Origin of the sequence: Sphingopyxis sp. (genome assembly GCF_040216815.1) — a bacterium.
Lineage (GTDB): Bacteria > Pseudomonadota > Alphaproteobacteria > Sphingomonadales > Sphingomonadaceae > Sphingopyxis.
Genome location: NZ_JAVJOJ010000001.1, coordinates 121398 through 141623 on the forward strand (window position 1 = coordinate 121398; position 20226 = coordinate 141623).

Consider the following 20226-nt stretch of genomic DNA (forward strand, 5'->3'; position numbering starts at 1 on the left):
GTCAAAGATCCTTGGCTAACCGGACGCCGGTGAACTGCCAGCGCTGGTGGGGATAGAAGAAATTGCGATAGGAGGCTCGGCAGTGGCCGCGCGGCGTCGCGCAGCTGCCGCCGCGCAGCACGAACTGGCCGCTCATGAACTTGCCATTATATTCGCCGACCGCGCCGGGCGCGGCGCGGAAACCGGGATAGGGGCGATAGGCGCTGCCCGTCCATTCCCACACGCCGCCGAACATCTGCACGAGATCGGTGTCGTCGCCGACCGCGGGCGCGGGTTGAACGGGCCCGGCCGCGTCCAGTTGCTGTCCGCCGTCGGGGTCGAGCGCCGCGGCGGCGGCCTCCCATTCAAATTCGGTCGGCAGCCGCGCCCCCGCCCAGCTGGCGAAGGCGTCGGCCTCGAAAAAACTGATATGCGTCACCGGCGCTGCGGGATCGATGTCCTGCCACCCGGCGAGGGTGAAATTTTGCCCGTCCCGCCAATAGCCGGGCGCATCGACGCCCTCTGCCTGCACCCACGCCCAGCCATCGCTGAGCCAGAGCGACGGCGTATCATAACCGCCGTCGGCGATAAATTCGCGCCACTCGCCGTTCGTCACCGGGCGGCTGGCGAGGGCGTGGCGGGCCAGCAGAACATCGTGGCGCGGGCCTTCGCAATCGAAAGCGAAGCCGTCGCCACCGTGGCCGACGGAAACGATTCCCGCCTCGCCCTCAATCCATTTCATGGCGGAAAACTGCGCAACTTTACGCGCGATTGCATGGCCGTGCGACCACAGTGCTGGGCCCAGGGGGTTTTGCGCGAAGAGATGCTTGATGTCGGTGAGCAGCAATTCCTGATGCTGTTGCTCGTGGTGGATGCCGAGCTCGACGAGGCCCACCCCTGCGGCCGAAAGGCCGGGCAGCGCCTTTTGCACCGCGGCATCGACGTGCGCGCGCCACTCGCGGATTTCATCCCGCGACGGGCGCGTCAACAGGCCGCGCTGCGGGCGCGCGTGGCGCGGCCCCTCCGCCTCATAATAGCTGTTGAAGAGATAGGGAAAGCGGTCGTCGAACAGTGCATAGCCCGGCACATGGTCGCGCAGGACGAAGGTTTCGAAAAACCATGTCGTATGCGCAAGATGCCATTTGGCGGGCGAGGCATCGGGCATCGACTGCGCGCTGGCGTCGGCGTCGGACAGCCTATCCGCCAGATCGAGCGACAGACGCCGCGTCGCCGCGAAGCGCCGGGTCAACGCGGCGACCGGGTCGCAGCGGGTCGAAGCATCGGTGCGGCTGGTCATAGGAAGACAATCCCCCGAGGAGCGATTCGGTTTCGCAGTTCAGCCGATTATGGTTACGCCGCGGCGGATTGTCTAGAACATTTAGGGAACAAGGTTGCCCCTTCGTCATGCCGGACCTGCTCCGGCGACCATGGTTCGCAGAGGTCGCGATGGACCCCGGGTCAAGTCGGGGGTGACGATGTTTGCGATTACCGCGTCGCGCCGGGTTTCCAGAGTATGTCCCCGGCCGCGCCCGCGTTGACGTACCGCGCAGCCACGAAAAGATGGTCCGAGAGCCGGTTCAGATAGGCGAGCGCGAGCGGGTTGAGGTCGCGTTCCGCCGCGGCGGCGACCGCCGATCGTTCGGCGCGGCGCGCCACCGCGCGCGCGAGGTGAAGCCGCGCCGCGGCCTCGCTCCCGCCCGGCAGGATAAAGCTTTTGAGCGCGGCGAGCGCGGCGTTCATCGCGTCGATTTCCTGTTCGAGCCGCGCGATCTGGCCGGGCACGATGCGCAGCGCCATCTCGTGCGGACCGAAACCCAGCGCGGCGTCGGGCGGGGTCGCGAGGTCGGCGCCGAGGTCGAAGAGTTCGTTCTGGATGCGCGCGAGCATCGCGGCTTCGTCGCTTGCCGTATCGAGCGTGACCGCGGCCATGCCGACCCAGCTGTTCGCTTCGTCGACGTCGCCGATCGCCGTCATCAGCGGTGCCGATTTGGCGATACGCGATCCGTCGACGAGCCCGGTCGTGCCCTGGTCGCCCGTGCGCGTGTAGATTTTATTGAGCTTGACCATGCGATCCGCGAGGATGGACCCGGTTCAGGAACCGCCCGCGGCGAACACGCCGATCAGTATGAGCAGGATGATCGTGATCGCCTGCCATTTGACGCGCGCCATCATCATCCGGTTCTGCATCAGCTGGTTTTCCTGCACCGTGCCGTCGATCTGCGCGCGGTGCCCCTGCGAGAAATGGAAAAGCCCGCGCGCGAGCGCGAACAGGACGAGAGCGGCGGCGACAACGACACCCAGGACAAGCAGAATGTTCATGCCCCCTATTTAGGGCATTTGCAGCGAATAGCCAGCCGGAAGGCGGGCCGCGGCGAGATCGGCGGCGAGCGCGGCGCCATTGACACCGGCAGCCCGCAGCGCCGCGAGCGACGCCGCGGCGTCGCGCTTCGCCAGCCTTTTACCATCGGCGCCGCAGACGAGCGCATGATGGTGATAGATCGGCGTCGCGAGACCCAACAGCGCCTGAAGCAGCCGATGCACATCGGTCGAGGCGACAAGGTCGGCGCCGCGGATCACCTGGCTGACCCCCATCGCGGCATCGTCGAGCGTGCTGGCGAGATGATAGCTGGCGGGCGCATCCTTGCGCGCGAGCACAATGTCACCATGCGCTTGCGGATCGGCGGTGCATATCCCCTGCCCCGCCTCCTCCCAGACAAGCTTGCCCGCCTCGGCCGCCGCGCGCGCCATGTCGAGCCGCCAGCAATGCGGCTCCGCCACCAGACGCTTTTCGCGCGTCGCGGGGGGCAGGGTGCGGCAGGTGCCGGGATAGATCGCACCCGAAGGTCCGTGGGGCGCCGACAAACTCGCGGCGATGTCGGCGCGGGTGCAGAAGCACGGATAGACCAGCCCGCGCGCCCGCAAATTTTCAAGTGCAGCGCCATAATCGCCAAGCCGGTCCGACTGGCGCACTGGGTCGCCGTCCCAGTCGATGCCGAGCCATGCAAGGTCGGCAAGCGACGCATCGACATAGGTTTCGCGCGAACGGCTGCCGTCGATGTCGTCGATACGGATGCGGAACGTGCCGCCCGCGGCGCGCGCCGCGGCGTGCGCGAGCACCGCGCTGTAAGCGTGGCCGAGATGGAGTTCGCCGGTGGGGCTGGGGGCAAAGCGGGTGAGCATCGTTCGGCGCATGAATCTATATGCTGTGCCGAGTCAAAGCGAATCATTCCATATGTTGCGGACACATGCCCCCTTGACGGCAGAATCTGATAGGGCATGTAATGATGGTGTCACGCAGGGAAGGCAGTGGCGCGCCATCCCGTGAAGCAATGGGGGCAGCGTTATTTAGCCATGTTCCATCCCGATCTTGCCCGGCATCCCGATAGCTGTCCGGCGCTCGTTCTCAACGCCGACTATACGCCGCTGAGCTATTATCCCTTGAGCCTCTGGCCCTGGCAGACCGCGGTGAAGGCGGTGTTCCTCGACCGCGTCACCATCGTCGAAAATTACGAACGCGAAATTCATTCGCCGACGCGGACGATGCCGATCCCCAGCGTCATTGCGCTGCGCCAATATGTGAAACCGTCGGAACATCCGGCGTTCACGCGCTTCAACCTGTTTCTGCGCGACCGTTTCGCGTGCCAATATTGCGGGTCGGGCAAGGATCTGACTTTCGATCATGTCGTGCCGCGGCGTCTCGGCGGACGCACGACGTGGGAAAATGTCGCGACCGCCTGCGCGCCGTGCAACCTCAAGAAGGGCGGCCGCACGCCGCAACAGGCGCATATGCCGCTCTATCGCCAGCCGTGGCGCCCGACGAGCTGGCAATTGCAGGACAATGGCCGCGCTTTTCCGCCCAACTATCTGCACACGAGCTGGATCGACTGGCTCTATTGGGATGTCGAGCTCGAAGGCTGAACGGCGCGTGGGCAGGCGCGACAGCATGGGTTCACCTTGATGGGACTACGCGGCCGCCAACCACCAAAAAAGGAGACTTGTCCATGGTTCGCATCGCCCGCATCCTCGCCGTCAGCGCAGTTGCCGCGCCGCTGCTCGCCGCCTGCGCCACCACCCCCGCCGAACAGCCAGTAACCGTCACCGGCAGCATCAGCTATCGCGAACGCATCGCATTGCCGCCGACCGCGCAGGTCGAAGTCACGCTCGCCGACGTCAGCCTGATGGACGCGCCGTCGAAAACGATCGCGCGGCAGGCGTTCACCGCCGACGGGCGGCAGGTACCCTTCGCCTTTTCGATGACCGTCGACCAGCGCCAGCTCGACCCGCGGCACAGCTATGCCGTGTCGGCGCGCATCACCGACGCGTCGGGCAGGTTGATGTTCATCACCGACACGCGCAACACTATTGCGTTCGATGGCCGCCGCATGATCGATATGGGCATGTTGATGCTGGTCAAAACGCATTGATCTAACCCAAGCATAGCTATGCGCCGCTTGACCCTGCGCCTTCGCAGGTGCAGCAAGCGGCGCATGGGCCCACCTATCCAGATTTCGCAGAATCCCGACATCCGCTATCTCGGGCGGATTCTCGGCGACGTCATCCGCGCCTATGGCGGCGACAAACTCTTTCGCCAGACCGAATATATCCGCTCGTCGAGCGTCGACCGGCACCGCGGCATCGCGGGGGCGGAGGCGATCGATCCGGGGCTCGACGCGCTCAGCCTCGACGACACGATCGCCTTCGTGCGCGGCTTCATGCTGTTTTCGATGCTCGCCAATCTGGCGGAGGACCGGCAGGGAGTCGCCGCCGAGCCCGAAGCGACCGTCGCCGCGGCGCTTCAGAAGCTGAAGGCCGACGGGATCGACGGCGACGCGGTCGCCGCGCTGCTGAACGCCTCGCTCGTCGCGCCGGTGCTCACCGCGCATCCGACCGAGGTGCGGCGCAAATCGGTGCTCGACCACAAGAACCGCGTCGCCGAGCTGATGCGGATGCGCGATGCCGGACTCGACGAAACGCCCGAGGGCGACGTGATCGAGGACGCGATCCGGCGGCAGGTCGTTCTCCTGTGGCAGACGCGCCCGCTGCGCACGCAAAAATTGTTCGTCGCCGACGAGATCGACAATGCGCTCACCTATTTGCGCGACGTCTTCCTGCCCGTGGTGCCCAAGCTTTATGCGCGCTGGGAAAAGGAGCTCGGAACGCGCCCCGCGTCCTTCCTGCGCGTCGGCAGCTGGATCGGCGGCGACCGCGACGGCAACCCCTTTGTCACCGCCGAGACGCTGCGCATGGCAACGAGCCGCAACGCCGCCGCGGTGATCGGCCATTATATCGACCAGGTTCACGCGCTCGGCGCCGAACTGTCGGTGTCGTCAGCGCTCGCGCCGGTGACCGAGGCCGTCGCAGAGCTGGCCGAAGCGAGCGGCGACACGGCGCCGAGCCGCAGCGACGAACCCTATCGCCGCGCGCTGTCGGGCATTTATGCGCGGCTGTCGGCCACCTATCTGGCGATCACCGGCAAGGCGCCGCCGCGCCCCGGCGCGCTGAAGGGCGATCCCTATGCCACCCCCGCCGATTTTCGCCGCGACCTTGTCACCATCGCCAGCGGCCTGTCGGCGAGCGGCAAGGGCCAGCTTGCGGGCATCGGCGCGCTCGGACGGCTGATCCGCGCGGTCGAGGTGTTCGGTTTCCATTTGGCGACGCTCGACATGCGGCAGAACAGCGCGGTGCACGAACGCGTGCTCGCCGAGCTGCTGAAGGTTGCGGGCGTGTGCGACGATTATCTGGCGCTCGACGAAGCAGCGCGCGTCGCGCTGCTGACGGCCGAGCTCCAGAGCGACCGGCCGCTCGCCGCGCCGTGGCACGAATGGAGCGAGGAAACCGCGGGCGAACTCGCGATCGTTCACGCCGCCGCCGATGTGCGCGCGCGGCTGGGCCAGGATGCGATCTGCCAGTGGATCATTTCGATGGCGCAGGACCTGTCCGACCTGCTCGAAGTCCATGTGCTTGCGCGCGAGGGCGGGCTGTGGCGCAGCGGCAGCGACGCGGGCGCCAGCAATCTGATGGTCGTGCCCTTGTTCGAGACGATCGACGATTTGAGCCGCGCGCCCGACATCATGCGTCGCTATTTCGCGATGCCCGAAATCGGCCCGCAGGTCGGGGTGCGCGGGCATCAGGAAGTGATGATCGGCTATTCCGATTCGAACAAGGACGGCGGCTATTTCACCTCGACCTGGGGATTGCATCAGGCGTCGCAGGCGCTGACCCCGGTGTTCGACGAAGCCGACACCGCGATGCAATTGTTCCACGGCCGCGGCGGCGCGGTCGGGCGCGGCGGCGGCAGCGCCTTTGCCGCGATCCGCGCGCAGCCTGCGGGGACGGTGCAGGGACGCATCCGCATTACCGAACAGGGCGAGGTCATCGCCGCCAAATATGGCACGATCGACAGCGCGGCGACGAACCTCGAAGCGATGGTTTCGGCGAGCCTGCTAGCGAGCCTCGAGCCCGAGAGCGTGGGCGGCGATGCGAGCGAGCGCTTCACCACCGCGATGGACGCGCTGTCGGATACCGCCTTCGCCGCCTATCGCGACCTTGTCTATGGCACGGCGGCGTTCAAGGATTTCTTCCGCGCGATGACGCCGATCGCCGAGATCGCGACGCTGAAGATCGGGTCGCGCCCGTCGAGCCGCAAGAAGAGCACGGCGATCGAGGATCTGCGTGCGATTCCCTGGGTGTTCAGCTGGGCGCAGGCGCGCACGATGCTCCCCGGCTGGTACGGCACGGGCGAAGCCTTTGCGGCGTTCGACGATCAGGCGCTGCTCGCCGACATGGCGCAAAGCTCGCCCTTCTTTGCCGCTCTGCTCGGCAATATGGAAATGGTGCTCGCCAAGTCCGACATGGGCATCGCGGCGCGCTATGCCGAGCTGGCGCGCGAGGTCGACGGGCACGACGCGATCTTCGCACGCATCCGCGACGGCTGGCACCGCGCGCACGACGGGCTTCTCAAGATCACCGGCCAGTCACGGCTGCTGGAGAAGAATCCGGCGCTCGAGGCGTCGATCCGGCTGCGGCTTCCCTATATCGAACCGCTAAACCTTTTGCAGATCGAGCTGATGAAGCGCCACCGCGCGGGCGAAACCGATCCGCGCATCGCCGAGGGCATCCAGCTGACGATCAACGCGATCGCGACGGCGCTGAGGAATAGCGGGTAGGGCTCTTCAGTTCGGTCATCCCGGCGACAGCCGGGATCTCGCCGTAGCGTTGTTACGAGAGGTCGAGACCCCGGCCTTCGCCGGGGTGACGCGTAAATATTGCGGTCCCGCTATTTCGAGACGATCAGCACCTTACCCTTGGTGTTCGCGCCATCGGGGGCGAAGCTGATCGTGAAGTCGCCGCCGTCCTTGTCGGTGCCGCGCAGCGTGGTGCCGGAACGGTCCACCGGCATGTTGCGCTTCGCAAACTCGCCCGCCATCCAGTCGGCCGCGACCTTTGGCGCCGCGGGCGAGGTGAAGCCGACTTCAACCGTCGCCTTGTCGGCGCCATTCCTGTCGGTCGCATCGACATTGACCGTCGTGACCTTGCTGTCCGGATAGAGCTTGACCCCGTCGATATCGAAATCGCCCTCGACATCGAGGTCGACGAAGTCGGGAATCTTGAGGTCGATGCCGACGCCGTCGCCGCCGATCTTGATCCGGCTGCCGTCCTTGTCGGCCCGGATCTGCACGCCGCCCTTTTCGTCGCCGGCGTTGATTGACACTTCGGTCCGTTCCTTTTCCTCGCCGGGCCCGCACGCGGCGAGGAGGAGGATCGGGGGAAGCAGATATGCGAAGCGCATGGGCTTTCTCCTTGGTGCATTAGTTGAATAATACACCAAGGAGATTGAGAGTCAATTTCTCTATATCGTCATGCTGAGCTTGATTCAGCATCCACTCTTCCCGGCCCGCAAGGCGAGCACCGAATGGATCCCGGATCAAGTCCGGGATGACGATGAAAAAGGATCGGCTCAGGCGTCGATGCTGGTCTTCAAATCGCCGTGCACCAGCCCGCCGTCGACGGTGATCGTGTCGCCGACGACATAGTCACCCGCCTTCGACGCGAGAAAGATCGCGGCGCCCGCCATATCTTCGGGCACGCCGATACGCTTCACCGGGATGCTCTGTGCCACCGCATCGCCATGATCGCGCGCGGCCTTGTTCATGTCCGACTGGAAGGCACCCGGCGCGATCGCGGTGACGAGTATATGGTCGGTGACAAGGCGCGCAGCCATGCGCTTGGTCAGATAGAGGATCGCCGCCTTGGACGCATGATAGCTGTAGGTTTCCCAGGGATTGAGGCGCATCCCGTCGATCGAGCCGATGTTGATCACCTTGGCGGGGCGCTCGGCGGTGCCACCGGCCTTGAGCAGCCCGTGCAGCGCCTGCGTCAGGAAGAAGGGCGATTTGACGTTGATGTCCATCACCTTGTCCCAGCCCGCTTCGGGAAAGCCCTCGAACGGTTCGCCCCAGGCGGCACCCGCATTGTTGACGAGGATGTCGAGCCGCTCTTCACGCGCTTCGAGTTCCTTCGCAAGCGCACGGCACCCCTCGACGGTCGAGAGGTCGACGGGAAGGCCGACGACCTTGCCGGGGTAGCGCGTGTCGAAATCGGCGACGGCATCCTCGATCTGCGCCGTCTTGCGCGCCGAGATATAGACGCGCGCGCAGCCCGCGGCGAGATAGCCCTCGACGATCATCTTGCCGATCCCGCGCGAGCCGCCGGTGACGAGCGCGATGCGGCCGTCGAGGCCGAACATGGTGTTGAGATTCATTGGTTGGGCTCCTTAAAGCCCCTCCCCTGAAGGGGAGGGGTTGGGGTGGGGTCTCGCGAGGTAGCGCAAGGCCGATAGACCCCACCCCGCTGCGACTAGAGAACAAGTTCCCAAGTCTCACTACCCCTCCCCTGAAGGGGAGGGGTTTTAGGTCGTTTAGTATCCGTTCATCCGGGCGACCTGGTCGATGTGATAATGGACATCGCCCATAAATTCGGCGAGCGCGCGGTCGCGCTTCATATAGAGGCCGATATCATATTCGTCGGTCATGCCGATGCCGCCGTGCATCTGGACGCCTTCGCGCACCGCGAGATTGGCGGCGCGGCCGGCCTTCGCCTTGGCGACCGAGACCATCAGCTTGGCGCCCTCGCTGCCCTCGTCGAGCAATTGCTGCGCCTTCATCACGGTGGCACGCGCGACTTCCATTTCGCCATAGAGATGCGCGGCGCGGTGCTGGAGGCCCTGGAACTCGCCGATCAGTTTCCCGAACTGCTTGCGTTCCTTGAGATAATTGACGGTCATGTCCATCGCACCCTGCCCGACCCCGACCATTTCGGCGGCAGCGCCGGTGCGCGTCGCAGCGAGCAGCGCGTCGAGGATCTCGCCGCCGGCATCGACCTCGCCGATCACGGCGTCGGCATCGACCTCGACCCCGTCCAGCGTGACATGGCTGGCAAGCGAGGAGTCGACGAGACGGCGCGGATCGGCGGTCATGCCCTTCGCATCCTTCGGCACCGCGAACAGCGTGATGCCGCCGTCCGTTTTCGCCGCGACGATGCTCATGTCGGCGACATGGCCGTGGAGGACGAAGCTCTTTTTGCCGTCGAGGCGAAAGCCGTTGCCGGCGCGCGTCGCAGTCGTCGCGATACGGTCGGGGCGGTGCTTCGCGCCCTCGTCGATCGCGAGCGCGACGATCGCCTCGCCGCCCGCGATTGCGGGAAGCCAGCGGCCCGCCTGCGTACCCCCCGCCTTTGCGAGCGCGGCAACCGCGCCGACGCTGGTAGCGAGGAAGGGCGACGGGGTCAGGTTGCGGCCGATTTCCTCGAGCACGATGCCCGCTTCCATATGCCCCATGCCGAGCCCGCCATGCGCCTCGGGAACGAGCATGCCGGGGAGGCCCATTTCGGTGAACTGCGCCCAAAGCTCGCGCGAAAAGCCGGTGGCGTCGGCGCTGTCGCGAAGGCTGCGCAGGTGCGACACCGGCGCCTGTTCGGCCATGAAGGGCGCGACGCTGTCCTTGAGCATCGCCTGGTCGTCATTGTGATACAAGGGCATGGGTCAGGCTCCGGGCAGGTCGAGGATACGCTTGGCGATGACGTTGAGCATCACCTCGCTCGTCCCGCCTTCGATCGAATTGGCCTTGGTGCGCAGCCAGCTGCGCGCGCGCGCGCCGCCCTTGCTTTCTTTGCTGTCCCATTCGAGCGCGTCGCTGCCGCCCCCCGCCATGACGAGTTCGTGACGGCGCTTGTTGAGTTCGGTGCCAACATATTTCATCATGTTCGAGCTGGCGGGGTGCGCGCGGCCGGTCTTCCACATGTCCATGAAGCGTTCGCCCATCGCGCGATAGGCAAAGACATCGACGTCGAACGCCGCCATTTCAGCGCGCAGGATGGGATCGTCGAGCTCGCCAGCGGCATTTTTGCCAAAGGATTTGGCGAAGGCGCCGCCGATGCTGACCATGTCGCCGCCCGCACCGCCGCCCGAAATCATCTCGCGTTCGTGGCCGAGCAGATATTTGGCGACGTCCCAGCCGCGATTGACCTCGCCGACGAACTGGTCCTTCGGCACCTTCACATCGTCGAAGAAGGTTTCGCAGAAGGGCGAATTTCCCGAAATCAGCAGGATCGGCTTGGTCGAGACACCGGGGCTATCCATGTCGAAAAGCATGAAGGTGATGCCCTGATATTTGTTCGCCTTGTCGGTGCGGACGAGGCAGAAGATCCAGTCGGCCTTGTCGGCATAGCTGGTCCAGATCTTGCTGCCGTTGACGACCCAGTGATCGCCCTGGTCCTCGCCGAACGTCTGCAAGGACACGAGGTCGCTGCCCGATCCGGGTTCCGAATAGCCCTGGCACCAGCGGATTTCGCCGCGCGCAATCTGGTTCAGATAATGGACCTTCTGCTCTTCGGTGCCGAATTTGAGCAATGCAGGGCCGAGCATCCAGATACCGAAGCTGTCGAGCGGCGAACGCGCGCCGATGCGCTTCATTTCCTGTTTGAGGATCTTGGTCTGTTCGGGCGTAAGACCGGCGCCGCCATAGGGCTTGGGCCAGTCGGGCACCGTATAGCCCTTGGCCACGCACGCATCGAGCCACGCCTTCTGGGCGTCATTCTTGAACACCCATTTGCGGCCGCCCCAGCAGACATCGTCCTCGTCGCGCACGGGCTCGCGCATTTCGGGCGGACAATTCGCCTCCAGCCATTCGCGCACCTCGGTGCGGAACGCGTCCAGTTCGCTCATCCTTTTGGCTCCTCTTCTGCCCGCAAATCTAAGTCCGCTTCGCTACTTTACGCAAGCGTCAACTTGGAGCGCCGTACCTGCCGTTACGGCGCCGTAGCGTCGGATCGACCGCCGTTGACGCGGCTCATCGCACGCCTAAGCTGAGTAGCAAAAGAAAACGGGAGAATGGGTCTATGCGATTCGCGGGCAAGGTAGCCGTCGTCACCGGCGCGGCGTCGGGCATCGGCAAGGCAGCGGTGTTGAAGCTGGCGAGCGAAGGCGCACATGTCTTCGCCGCCGACATCGACGAAGCGGGCGGACGCGCGCTCGCCGAGCAATCGAACGGCAGGATCGACTTCGTCCGCTGCGACGTCACCGTGGCGAGCGACATCGAGGTGCTGATGAACACCGCCGCCGAACGCGCGGGCGGGATCGACATCGTCTTCAACAATGCCGCCGCGGGCGGCGACCGCGCCCCGATCGACGAGATCACGCCCGAAGGCTGGGACCGCACGATGGACCTGGTGCTGAAATCGGTCGCGATGGGCATCCGTTATGCGAGCCCGCACATGAAGCATCGCAAGGGCGCGAGCATCGTCAACACCGCGAGCGTCGCCGCACTCGGCGCGGGCTATTCGCCGATCGCCTATGCCGTCGCAAAAGCCGGGGTGCTGCACCTGTCGAAAGTCGCAGCGACCGATCTCGCGCAATATGGCATTCGCGTGAACGCGATCTGCCCCGGCTTCATCAACACCAATATCTTCACCGCATCGCTCGAGGTGCCGGGCGAGCTCAAGACACAGGCCAATGCGGTGATCGCCGAGATGAGCGCGAAGGCGCAGCCGGTGGCGCGCGGCGGCCAGCCCGATGACATCGCCAACGCCGTCGCCTATCTCGCGAGCGAGGAAAGCTCGTTCATGACGGGGACGCATCTGCTCGTCGACGGGGGGCTGACCATCGGCCAGCGCCATGCGTGGGATCCCGAAACGCCGGGGATGTTCGACGCGCTGATCGCCATGGAGGAGGCCGCGAAGGCCGAGACCGCAGCGTGAGCGCCCCGTCTGTGCACGCCCCTGCGCACGCCCCGGTCGCCGAGCGCCTGCCGGTGCGGCTGAAGGTGATGCACGGCCTCGGCAGCCTCGCCTATGGCGTCAAGGAGAATGGCTTTTCGACCTTTCTCCTGCTCTTCTACAATCAGGTGGTGGGGCTCGACGCGAGCCTTGTCGGCGGGGCGATCATGGCCGCGCTGATCTTCGACGCCTTTGTCGATCCGGTCATCGGCGAGCTCACCGACCGCACGCGCAGCCGCTGGGGACGGCGCCTGCCCTGGCTTTATGCCGCGCCATTGCCGCTGGCGATCGCGTGGATGCTGCTGTGGAGCCCGCCCGCAATGAGCGACGCGGCGACGGTTGCATGGCTGATTGCACTGGCGATCGTCGTCCGCACGCTCGTTTCGATGTGCGAAGTGCCGTCGGTCGCGATCGTCCCCGAACTCACCGCCGATTATGACGAACGCACGGTGGTGATGCGCTATCGCTTTCTGTTCGGCTGGGGCGGCGGGCTGGTCATCCTGTTCCTCGCCTATGGCGTGTTTTTCGGCGGCGAAAAGGGGCTGGTCGATCCGGCGGGCTATTTCCCCTATGCGCTCACCGGCGCGCTGATCATGCTCGGCGCCGTGCTGCTGTCCGCGCTTGGCCAGCATAAGCGCATTGCCGTGTCGAACCGCGATCAGGTCGTGCCGAGGGCCAGCCTGTCGCACATCGCCCGCGAGATGCGCGCAACGCTGTCGAACCGCGCTTTCCTGTGGCTGGTGTTCGCCGCGCTGTTCGGATTCGTCAACCAGGGCATCACCTTTTCGCTTACCAATTATCTGCTCGGCTTTTTCTGGCAGCTCGATCAGGGCGAGTTCGTCGCCTATCCGCTGATGCTTTTCGGGACGATGATCGCCGCCTTCCTGCTTGTCGCGCCGATCGCCGCGCGGCTGGGCAAGCGCGACGCGGCGATCCTTGCCGGCGCGATCGCGCTGGCGGTGAACAGCGGCCTCTATCTTTCCTATATCCAGGGCATCTTCCCCGGCCTGCCCGGCAAGCCGAGCATTGCCGCGATGTTCGCCTTTGTCTTTGTCGGAAACACATTTTCGATCATCCTGATGATCCTGTCATCGTCGATGATGGCCGATGTCGTCGAAGCGTCGCAGAGCGAAACGGGGCGGCGATCCGAAGGGCTGTTCTTCGCGGGATATTTCTTCATGCAGAAATGCGCGACGGGGATCGGCATCGGCGTCGCCGGGCTGATCCTGTCGCTGGCGGACTTTCCGCCGGCGGCGCGCCCCGGCGAGGTCGGCGATTCGGTGCTGAACAATCTCGCGCTCGGCTATATGCTCGCGATCCTTGTCATCGGAAGTCTGGGACTCGTTGTGATGCGGCGCTTTCCGATCTCGCGCGCTGACCATGAAGCGCGGCTGGCCTTGCTCGATGACGCCGCGCGCGCCGAACCCGACGCGACCGCGGCGCATCCGTAGCGGAAAATGTCCGTGGTCAGTCGCTTTGGCGCAATTTTCGGGCGGCAGGGGTTGGCAAAGGGGGCCGAATCGGTCCAAAGGCTTACGTGAACGTAAAGGGAAAGGAAGCACGCGATGGATTTCGACCTCACCGAACGGCAGAAGCATTGGCAGGGCCGTGTGCGCGAATTCATCGAGCGCAAGGTTCGCCCGGCGGTGCCGACCTATTATGAACAGGATGCCCAGGGCGACCGCTGGAAGGTCATCCAGGTCGTCGAGGATCTGAAGGCCGAGGCGAAAGCAGCGGGCATCTGGAACCTGTTCATGCCGCCGCGCAGCGCGGCGCACCACCATGTCGACGAGACGTTCGAGTTCGAGGGGCCCGGCCTCACCAACCTCGAATATGCGCTCTGCGCCGAAGAAATGGGCCGCATCGGCTTTGCGAGCGAGGTGTTCAACTGCTCGGCGCCCGACACGGGCAATATGGAGGTGTTCCATCGTTACGGCACCCGCGCGCAGAAGGACAAATATCTAAGGCCGCTGATGGAAGGCGAGATCCGCTCGGCCTTTCTGATGACCGAGCCGCAGGTTGCCTCGTCCGACGCGACCAATATCGAAACGCGGATCGAGCGCGATGGCGACGATTATGTGATCAACGGCACCAAATGGTGGTCGTCGGGCGCGGGCGATCCGCGCTGCAAGGTCGCGATCGTGATGGGCAAGACCGATTTCGGCGCGAAGCGCCACCAGCAGCAGTCGATGCTCGTCGTCCCGCTCGACGCGCCGGGGATCACCATCAAGCGGCATCTGCCCGTCTTCGGCTATGACGACGCGCCGCACGGCCATATGGAAATCGAGTTGAAGGACGTGCGCGTCAATGCCGAGGAAGCGATGCTGCTCGGCGAAGGCCGCGGGTTCGAGATCGCGCAGGGCCGCCTGGGGCCGGGGCGTATCCACCATTGTATGCGCACGATCGGCGTCGCCGAGGAAGCGCTTTCCAAAATGTGCAAGCGGCTGCAATCGCGCGTCGCGTTCGGCAAGACGATCGCCGAGCACAGCATCTGGGAACAGCGCATCGCGCGCGCGCGCATCGACATCGAAATGACGCGCCTGCTCTGCCTCAAGGCCGCCGACATGATGGACAAGGTCGGCAACAAGTCCGCCGCGGCCGAGATCGCGATGATCAAGGTGCAGGCGCCGAATATGGCGCTTTCGATCATCGACGACGCCATCCAGGCGCATGGCGCGGCGGGCGTGTCGAATGATTTCGGGCTCGCCAACGCCTATGCCCATCAGCGTACGCTGCGCCTCGCCGACGGTCCCGACGAGGTCCACGCGCGCGCGATCGCGCGGATCGAGTTCGCAAAGCATTCGGCGGCAGCCGATCCCGGTTTTTCGTCGGGCGACATCGGCGTTTCGCGATAAACTTTCTTCCCTCCCGCTTGCGGGAGGGCCGGGGGAGGGCGTGTTGCTCTCCCGTCCGGAACCGACATGCCCTCCCCTAGCCCCTGCCGCACGCGGGAGGGGGACTGAACGGAGATTTGAATGACCAGAGCCGCAATCCTGATCGAACCCGGCAAACCCTTGTCGGTCGAGGATGTCGTCGTCGACAAACCCGGCCCGCACGAGGTCCGCATCCGTACCGCCGCGTGCGGGCTTTGCCATTCGGACCTGCATTTCATCGACGGCGCTTATCCGCACCCCCTTCCTGCAATCCCTGGCCATGAAGCGGCGGGGATCGTCGAGGCGGTCGGCAGCGAGGTTCGCACGGTGAAGGTCGGCGATGCGGTCGTCACCTGTCTGTCGGCCTTTTGCGGCCACTGCGAATTTTGCGTCACCGGGCGCATGTCGCTGTGCATGGGGGGCGACACGCGGCGCCCCGCCGGATCGGCGCCGCGCATCACGCGCCCCGACGGGTCGCCGGTCAATCAGATGCTCAACCTCAGCGCCTTTTCGGAGGTGATGCTGGTCCACGAACATGCGTGCGTCGCGATCGACCCCGACATGCCGCTCGACCGCGCCGCGGTAATCGGCTGCGCGGTGACGACGGGCGCCGGAACAATCTTCAACGCGTGCAAGGTGACGCCGGGTGAGACCGTTGCGGTGGTCGGGTGCGGCGGCGTCGGGCTGGCCACCATCAACGCAGCGAAAATCGCGGGTGCGGGGCGCATCATCGCCGCCGACCCGGTTCCCGAAAAGCGCGAGCTGGCGATGAAGCTGGGCGCGACCGATGTGGTCGATGCGCTGTCGGACGATGCCGCCAAGCAGATCGTCGAAATCAGCAAGGGCGGGGTCGACCATGCGATCGAGGCGGTCGGACGCCCTGCGTCGGCGAACCTCGCGGTGGCCTCGCTCCGCCGCGGCGGCACCGCGACGATCCTGGGAATGATGCCACTCAGCGAAAAGGTCGGGCTTGGCGCGATGGACCTTCTGTCGGGCAAGAAACTGCAGGGCGCGATCATGGGCGGCAACCGCTTCCCCGTCGACATCCCGCGGCTGGTCGATTTTTACCTGCGCGGACTGCTCGATCTCGACTCGATCGTCGCCGAGACGATCCCGCTCGATCGGATCAACGAAGGGTTCGACAAAATGAAGAAGGGCGACGCCGCACGGTCGGTGATCGTGTTCGACCAATGAGGGCGCACGTCCCCCAATCCTCCCCATCTTCGACGGGGAGGAACATATGACCCTCGACGCGCAAAAAGCCTTCAGCGGCACCGTCGCGCCCGAGGGCGCCGATGTGCTCGACGAGGCGAAGCTGACCGCTTGGATGGAAGCGAATGTCGAAGGCTTTGAAGGCCCGCTGACGCAGAGCAAGTTCGCCGGCGGCCAGTCGAACCCGACGTACAAGATTGCGGCGCCGTCGGGCAATTATGTCCTGCGGCGCAAGCCCTTCGGCCCGCTGCTCCCGTCCGCCCATGCGGTCGACCGCGAATATAGGGTGCAGGCGGGCCTCTATAAGATGGGCTTTCCGGTCGCGCGCCAATATGGCCTCTGCACCGATGACAGCGTGGTCGGCAGCTGGTTCTATGTGATGGGCATGGTCGATGGCCAGACGATCTGGGACGGATCGATGCCGGGATCGACCCCCGAAAATCGCCGCGCCACCTATGACGCGATGATCGATACGCTCGCGGCGCTGCACAATGTCGATGTCGAAGCCGCGGGACTGTCGGATTATGGCAAGCCGGGCAATTATTTCGGGCGCCAGGTCGATCGCTGGACGAAGCAGTATAAGCTGTCCGAGACCGAGACGATGGACGAAATGGAGCAGCTGATCGCTTGGCTGCCGGCGACTTTGCCCGAGCAGACGCGCACCAGCGTCGTCCATGGCGATTATCGCATCGACAATATGATCTTTGCGAAAGACCGGCCGGAGGTGCTCGCGGTGCTCGACTGGGAGCTGTCGACGCTCGGCGATCCGCTCGCCGATTTCACCTATGTCGCGATGGCGTGGGTCACGGAGAATGGCGGGCGTTCGGGGGTGATGGACGTCGACCGCGCGGACCTCGGCATTCCCGAACTCGACGAGGTGGTCGAACGCTATTGCGCCGCCACCGGCCGCGACGGCGTACCCGACATGAACTGGTATTTCGCGTATAATTTCTTCCGCCTCGCGGGGATCATGCAGGGGATCAAGAAACGCGTCATCGACGGCACCGCCTCCTCCGCCCATGCCAAGGCGATGTCCGAACGCGTCCTACCGCTCGCCGAAAAGGCATGGGACTTTGCCCGAAAGGCCGGCGCATGAGCCTGTTCGACATGACGGGACAGGTCGCGCTGATCACCGGATCGTCGCGCGGTATCGGCAAAGCCACGGCAGAAGCAATGGCCGAACAGGGCGCCAAGGTCGTGATTTCGAGCCGCAAACAGGATGCGTGCGACGCCACCGCGGCAGAGATTAATGCGCGCTTCGGCGACGGCACCGCGATTGCGGTTGCCGCCAATATCTCGTCGAAGGACGACCTTCAGAATCTCGTGGGCGCGACGCGCGCGGCGTTCGGCAAGATCACCGCGCTCGTCTGCAACGCCGCGTCGAACCCCTATTATGGCCCCGGCCTCGGCATCAGCGACGAACAGTTCCGCAAGATCATGGACAATAATATCCTGTCCAACCACTGGCTGATTTCGATGGTCGCGCCCGAAATGCTCGAGCGCGGCGAAGGGTCGATCACGATCATCAGCTCGATCGGCGGGCTCAAGGGATCGCCGATCATCGGCGCCTATGGCATCTCGAAGGCCGCGGACATGCAGGTTGCGCGCAATTTCTCGGTCGAGTTCGGCCCGAAGGGCGTCCGCGTCAACTGCATCGCGCCAGGGCTCATTCGCACCGACATGGCGCGCGCGCTATGGGAAAATGAAGAGAATTTGCGCCGTTCGACGGCGGCCTCGACGCTGAAGCGGATCGGCGAGCCGCACGAGATTGCGGGCGCAGCGGTTTTTCTGGCGTCGAAAGCAGGCGCCTTCACCACCGGCCAGACCATCGTATGCGATGGCGGGGCGACAATTTCGGGAGGCGCATGATGGGCGCGTTGGACGGCAAGGTTGCGATCATCACCGGCGCAGGATCGGGAATCGGCCGCGCGAGCGCGCTCCGCTTCGCCGCCGAAGGCGCGAAGCTGGTCATCGGCGACAAGACCGCGGCGGTGCATGAAACGGCGCAACTGGTGAAGGATGCGGGCGGCGAGGCGGTCGCGCTGGAGATCGACGCTGGCGTCGAAGATGATGTCGCGAAAATGGTCGCGACCGCGAAAGACACCTATGGCGCGCTCGACATCGCCTTTGCTAACGCCGGGATCATCGGCGACATGGGCGGTATTTTCGATTTCGACCCCGCCGCCTGGGCCGAAACGCTGCGCGTCAATCTGATCGGCCCCGCGCTGATGGTGAAGCACGCCGGAAAGGCGATGGTCGACCAGGGCCGCGGCGGCGCGATCGTGCTGACCGCGAGCGTCGCGGGGATCAATTCGGGCGCGGGTCCGGGGGCATATTCCGCGTCGAAGGCGGGCGTCATCAATCTCGCCAAGGTCGCGGCGCAGCAATTGTCGACGAGCGGCGTGCGTGTGAACGCCGTCTGCCCCGGCCTCACCGAAACGGGGATGACCAAGCCGACCTTCGACTATGCCAAGGCCAAGGAAGTGACGCACAAGCTCGGCCAATTGAACCCGCTGCGCCGCGCGGCGCAGCCCGAGGAGCTTGCCAATGTCGCGCTGTTCCTCGCCAGCGATCAGGCAAGCTATGTCAACGGACAGGCGATCGCGGTCGACGGCGGGCTGACCAGCTCGCATCCCGTCACGCGCCAGTTGCTCGGCCAGACCTCGCACTGATAGGTCTTCGTCCATGAACCACGGATTCGACCTCGCGCGACTGGAGCGCCTTCCCGCTTTCCTCAAGGCGAAATATGTCGATAGCGGCCGCCTGCCGCACGCGGCGACTCTGGTGTCGCGCGGCGGCGAGATTGCGCACCTGTCGTGCATCGGCGACGCCCGGCCGGGCGAGGCGTTGAAGGAGGATGCGATCTTTCGCATCGCGAGCATGACCAAGCCGATCACCAGCATCGCCTTCATGATGCTGGTCGAAGAGGGCAAGGTCGCGCTGTCCGATCCGCTGGTCAAATATTGCCCCGAGTTCAGGGAAACCGGCGTGTTCGTCGCGGGCGGCGGCAACGTCCCCTTTCTGACCCGCCCGCCGGCGCAGCCGATCCGCATGGTCGATTTGCTGCGCCATACCGCCGGTCTGACCTACAGCTTTCAGGAACGCACCCCGGTCGACGCGGCGTATCGCAAGACCAGGATCGACGATTTCGACGCCGATTATACGATGGACAGCTTTATCGCGGCGCTGGCCAGGATACCGTTGCAATTCGACCCCGGGGCGCACTGGAATTATTCGATGGCGACCGACGTGCTGGGCGCGGTCGTCGAACGGATCGAGGGCAAGCCGTTCGAGCAGGTGTTGCAGGAGCGCATCTTCGGCCCGCTCGGCATGGCCGACACCGGATTCAAGGTGCCTGCCGATCAGCAGCACCGGCTGACCGATTGCCATGTCTTTGACCCCAAAGAGAAGATGAAGCTTTTCGACAGCGGCGAACGCAGCCGCTGGGCGAAGGACAGAAGCTTTCATTCGGGCGGCGGCGGGCTGGTTTCCACCCTGTCCGACTATCATCGTTTCTGCCTGATGCTGCTGGGCGGCGGCCAGCTGGACGGCACGCGGATCATCAGCCGCAAGACATTGGCGCTGATGACGTCGAACCATTTGATCGGCGGCGGCGATCTGACGCAGCATAGCGTCGGCGTGTTCAGCGAGGATGAAAATGCCGGGATCGGCTTCGGCCTCGGCTTTGCGGTGACGCTCGACCCGGCGCGCGCAGGCATTCCCGGCTCCGCGGGCGATTTTTACTGGGGCGGCATGTTCTCGACCGGCTTCTTCGTCGATCCGGTCGAACAGATTTGCATGGTTTTCATGACCCAGCTCATGCCCTCCTCCACCTATCCCGTGCGGCGCGAGGTCAAGACCCTCGTTCATGCCGCGCTCGATGACTGAAATG

At 65.0% G+C, this 20226-nt stretch carries 19 protein-coding genes; 11 read left to right on the forward strand and 8 right to left on the reverse strand.

Annotated elements, in window-relative coordinates; translation table 11 throughout:
- Window position 1: 1 nt before the first annotated feature.
- The 4 genes from egtB to gluQRS all read right to left on the reverse strand — a co-directional run bounded on the left by egtB (window position 2) and on the right by gluQRS (window position 3171).
- Window positions 2–1276, reverse strand: a complete 1275-nt coding sequence (gene egtB, locus RIA72_RS00640; RefSeq protein WP_350030424.1) for an ergothioneine biosynthesis protein EgtB — start codon at window positions 1274–1276, stop codon at window positions 2–4.
- Window positions 1277–1464: 188 nt separating this feature from the next.
- Entirely contained in the window at window positions 1465–2046 is a 582-nt protein-coding gene (locus RIA72_RS00645; protein WP_350030425.1) for a cob(I)yrinic acid a,c-diamide adenosyltransferase, read from the reverse strand.
- Between the two features lie 24 nt (window positions 2047–2070).
- On the reverse strand, window positions 2071–2298 hold the full coding sequence (locus RIA72_RS00650) for an HIG1 domain-containing protein (RefSeq protein ID WP_350030426.1): 228 nt from the start codon (window positions 2296–2298) through the stop codon (window positions 2071–2073).
- A gap of 9 nt (window positions 2299–2307) precedes the next feature.
- Window positions 2308–3171, reverse strand: coding sequence for a tRNA glutamyl-Q(34) synthetase GluQRS (gene gluQRS, locus RIA72_RS00655; protein WP_350030427.1), 864 nt, complete (start codon window positions 3169–3171; stop codon window positions 2308–2310).
- Window positions 3172–3330: 159 nt separating this feature from the next.
- Here gluQRS and RIA72_RS00660 point away from each other — a divergent pair, with 159 nt between their 5' ends.
- From RIA72_RS00660 to ppc, 3 genes are all read left to right on the forward strand, one after another.
- Entirely contained in the window at window positions 3331–3897 is a 567-nt protein-coding gene (locus RIA72_RS00660) for an HNH endonuclease (RefSeq protein ID WP_037553138.1), read from the forward strand.
- A gap of 83 nt (window positions 3898–3980) precedes the next feature.
- Window positions 3981–4403, forward strand: coding sequence for a YbaY family lipoprotein (locus tag RIA72_RS00665; protein ID WP_350030428.1), 423 nt, complete (start codon window positions 3981–3983; stop codon window positions 4401–4403).
- A gap of 63 nt (window positions 4404–4466) precedes the next feature.
- On the forward strand, window positions 4467–7145 hold the full coding sequence (gene ppc / locus RIA72_RS00670; RefSeq protein ID WP_350030429.1) for a phosphoenolpyruvate carboxylase: 2679 nt from the start codon (window positions 4467–4469) through the stop codon (window positions 7143–7145).
- A 110-nt stretch (window positions 7146–7255) separates the two neighbouring features.
- Here the strand turns inward: ppc and RIA72_RS00675 are convergent, their stop codons facing one another.
- The 4 genes from RIA72_RS00675 to RIA72_RS00690 form a co-directional block, all read right to left on the reverse strand.
- Window positions 7256–7768, reverse strand: a complete 513-nt coding sequence (locus RIA72_RS00675) for a hypothetical protein (protein ID WP_350030430.1) — start codon at window positions 7766–7768, stop codon at window positions 7256–7258.
- A 168-nt stretch (window positions 7769–7936) separates the two neighbouring features.
- Window positions 7937–8740, reverse strand: a complete 804-nt coding sequence (locus RIA72_RS00680; protein WP_350030431.1) for an SDR family oxidoreductase — start codon at window positions 8738–8740, stop codon at window positions 7937–7939.
- Window positions 8741–8896: 156 nt separating this feature from the next.
- The gene (locus tag RIA72_RS00685; RefSeq protein ID WP_350030432.1) at window positions 8897–10015 is read right to left on the reverse strand and encodes an acyl-CoA dehydrogenase family protein; all 1119 of its coding nucleotides are present in this window, start codon (window positions 10013–10015) and stop codon (window positions 8897–8899) included.
- A 3-nt stretch (window positions 10016–10018) separates the two neighbouring features.
- A complete protein-coding gene (locus RIA72_RS00690) occupies window positions 10019–11200 on the reverse strand; it encodes an acyl-CoA dehydrogenase family protein (RefSeq protein ID WP_350030433.1) in 1182 nt (393 codons plus the stop codon).
- A 173-nt stretch (window positions 11201–11373) separates the two neighbouring features.
- On the opposite strand from RIA72_RS00690, the gene RIA72_RS00695 reads away from it, so the two are divergent.
- The 8 genes from RIA72_RS00695 to RIA72_RS00730 all read left to right on the forward strand — a co-directional run bounded on the left by RIA72_RS00695 (window position 11374) and on the right by RIA72_RS00730 (window position 20222).
- Window positions 11374–12231, forward strand: a complete 858-nt coding sequence (locus tag RIA72_RS00695; protein ID WP_350030434.1) for an SDR family NAD(P)-dependent oxidoreductase — start codon at window positions 11374–11376, stop codon at window positions 12229–12231.
- The gene (locus tag RIA72_RS00700) at window positions 12228–13700 is read left to right on the forward strand and encodes an MFS transporter (RefSeq protein WP_350030435.1); all 1473 of its coding nucleotides are present in this window, start codon (window positions 12228–12230) and stop codon (window positions 13698–13700) included. The genes RIA72_RS00695 and RIA72_RS00700 overlap by 4 nt, the downstream gene beginning before the upstream one ends.
- A gap of 114 nt (window positions 13701–13814) precedes the next feature.
- Entirely contained in the window at window positions 13815–15104 is a 1290-nt protein-coding gene (locus tag RIA72_RS00705) for an acyl-CoA dehydrogenase family protein (RefSeq protein WP_350030436.1), read from the forward strand.
- A 120-nt stretch (window positions 15105–15224) separates the two neighbouring features.
- Window positions 15225–16316 carry a Zn-dependent alcohol dehydrogenase gene (locus tag RIA72_RS00710; protein ID WP_350030437.1) on the forward strand — a complete coding sequence of 364 codons (1092 nt, stop codon included), beginning with the start codon at window positions 15225–15227 and terminating at the stop codon, window positions 16314–16316.
- A 46-nt stretch (window positions 16317–16362) separates the two neighbouring features.
- The gene (locus RIA72_RS00715; RefSeq protein WP_350030438.1) at window positions 16363–17430 is read left to right on the forward strand and encodes a phosphotransferase family protein; all 1068 of its coding nucleotides are present in this window, start codon (window positions 16363–16365) and stop codon (window positions 17428–17430) included.
- The gene (locus RIA72_RS00720) at window positions 17427–18203 is read left to right on the forward strand and encodes an SDR family NAD(P)-dependent oxidoreductase (RefSeq protein WP_350030439.1); all 777 of its coding nucleotides are present in this window, start codon (window positions 17427–17429) and stop codon (window positions 18201–18203) included. Before RIA72_RS00715 ends, RIA72_RS00720 begins: the two co-directional genes overlap by 4 nt.
- Window positions 18203–19006: an SDR family NAD(P)-dependent oxidoreductase gene (locus RIA72_RS00725; RefSeq protein ID WP_350030801.1), complete on the forward strand. Its 804-nt coding sequence runs from the start codon at window positions 18203–18205 to the stop codon at window positions 19004–19006. The genes RIA72_RS00720 and RIA72_RS00725 overlap by 1 nt, the downstream gene beginning before the upstream one ends.
- 13 nt (window positions 19007–19019) lie before the next feature.
- Complete coding sequence (locus RIA72_RS00730) at window positions 19020–20222, forward strand: serine hydrolase domain-containing protein (RefSeq protein ID WP_350030440.1); 1203 nt, start codon at window positions 19020–19022, stop codon at window positions 20220–20222.
- The last annotated feature ends 4 nt before the right edge of the window (window positions 20223–20226 follow it).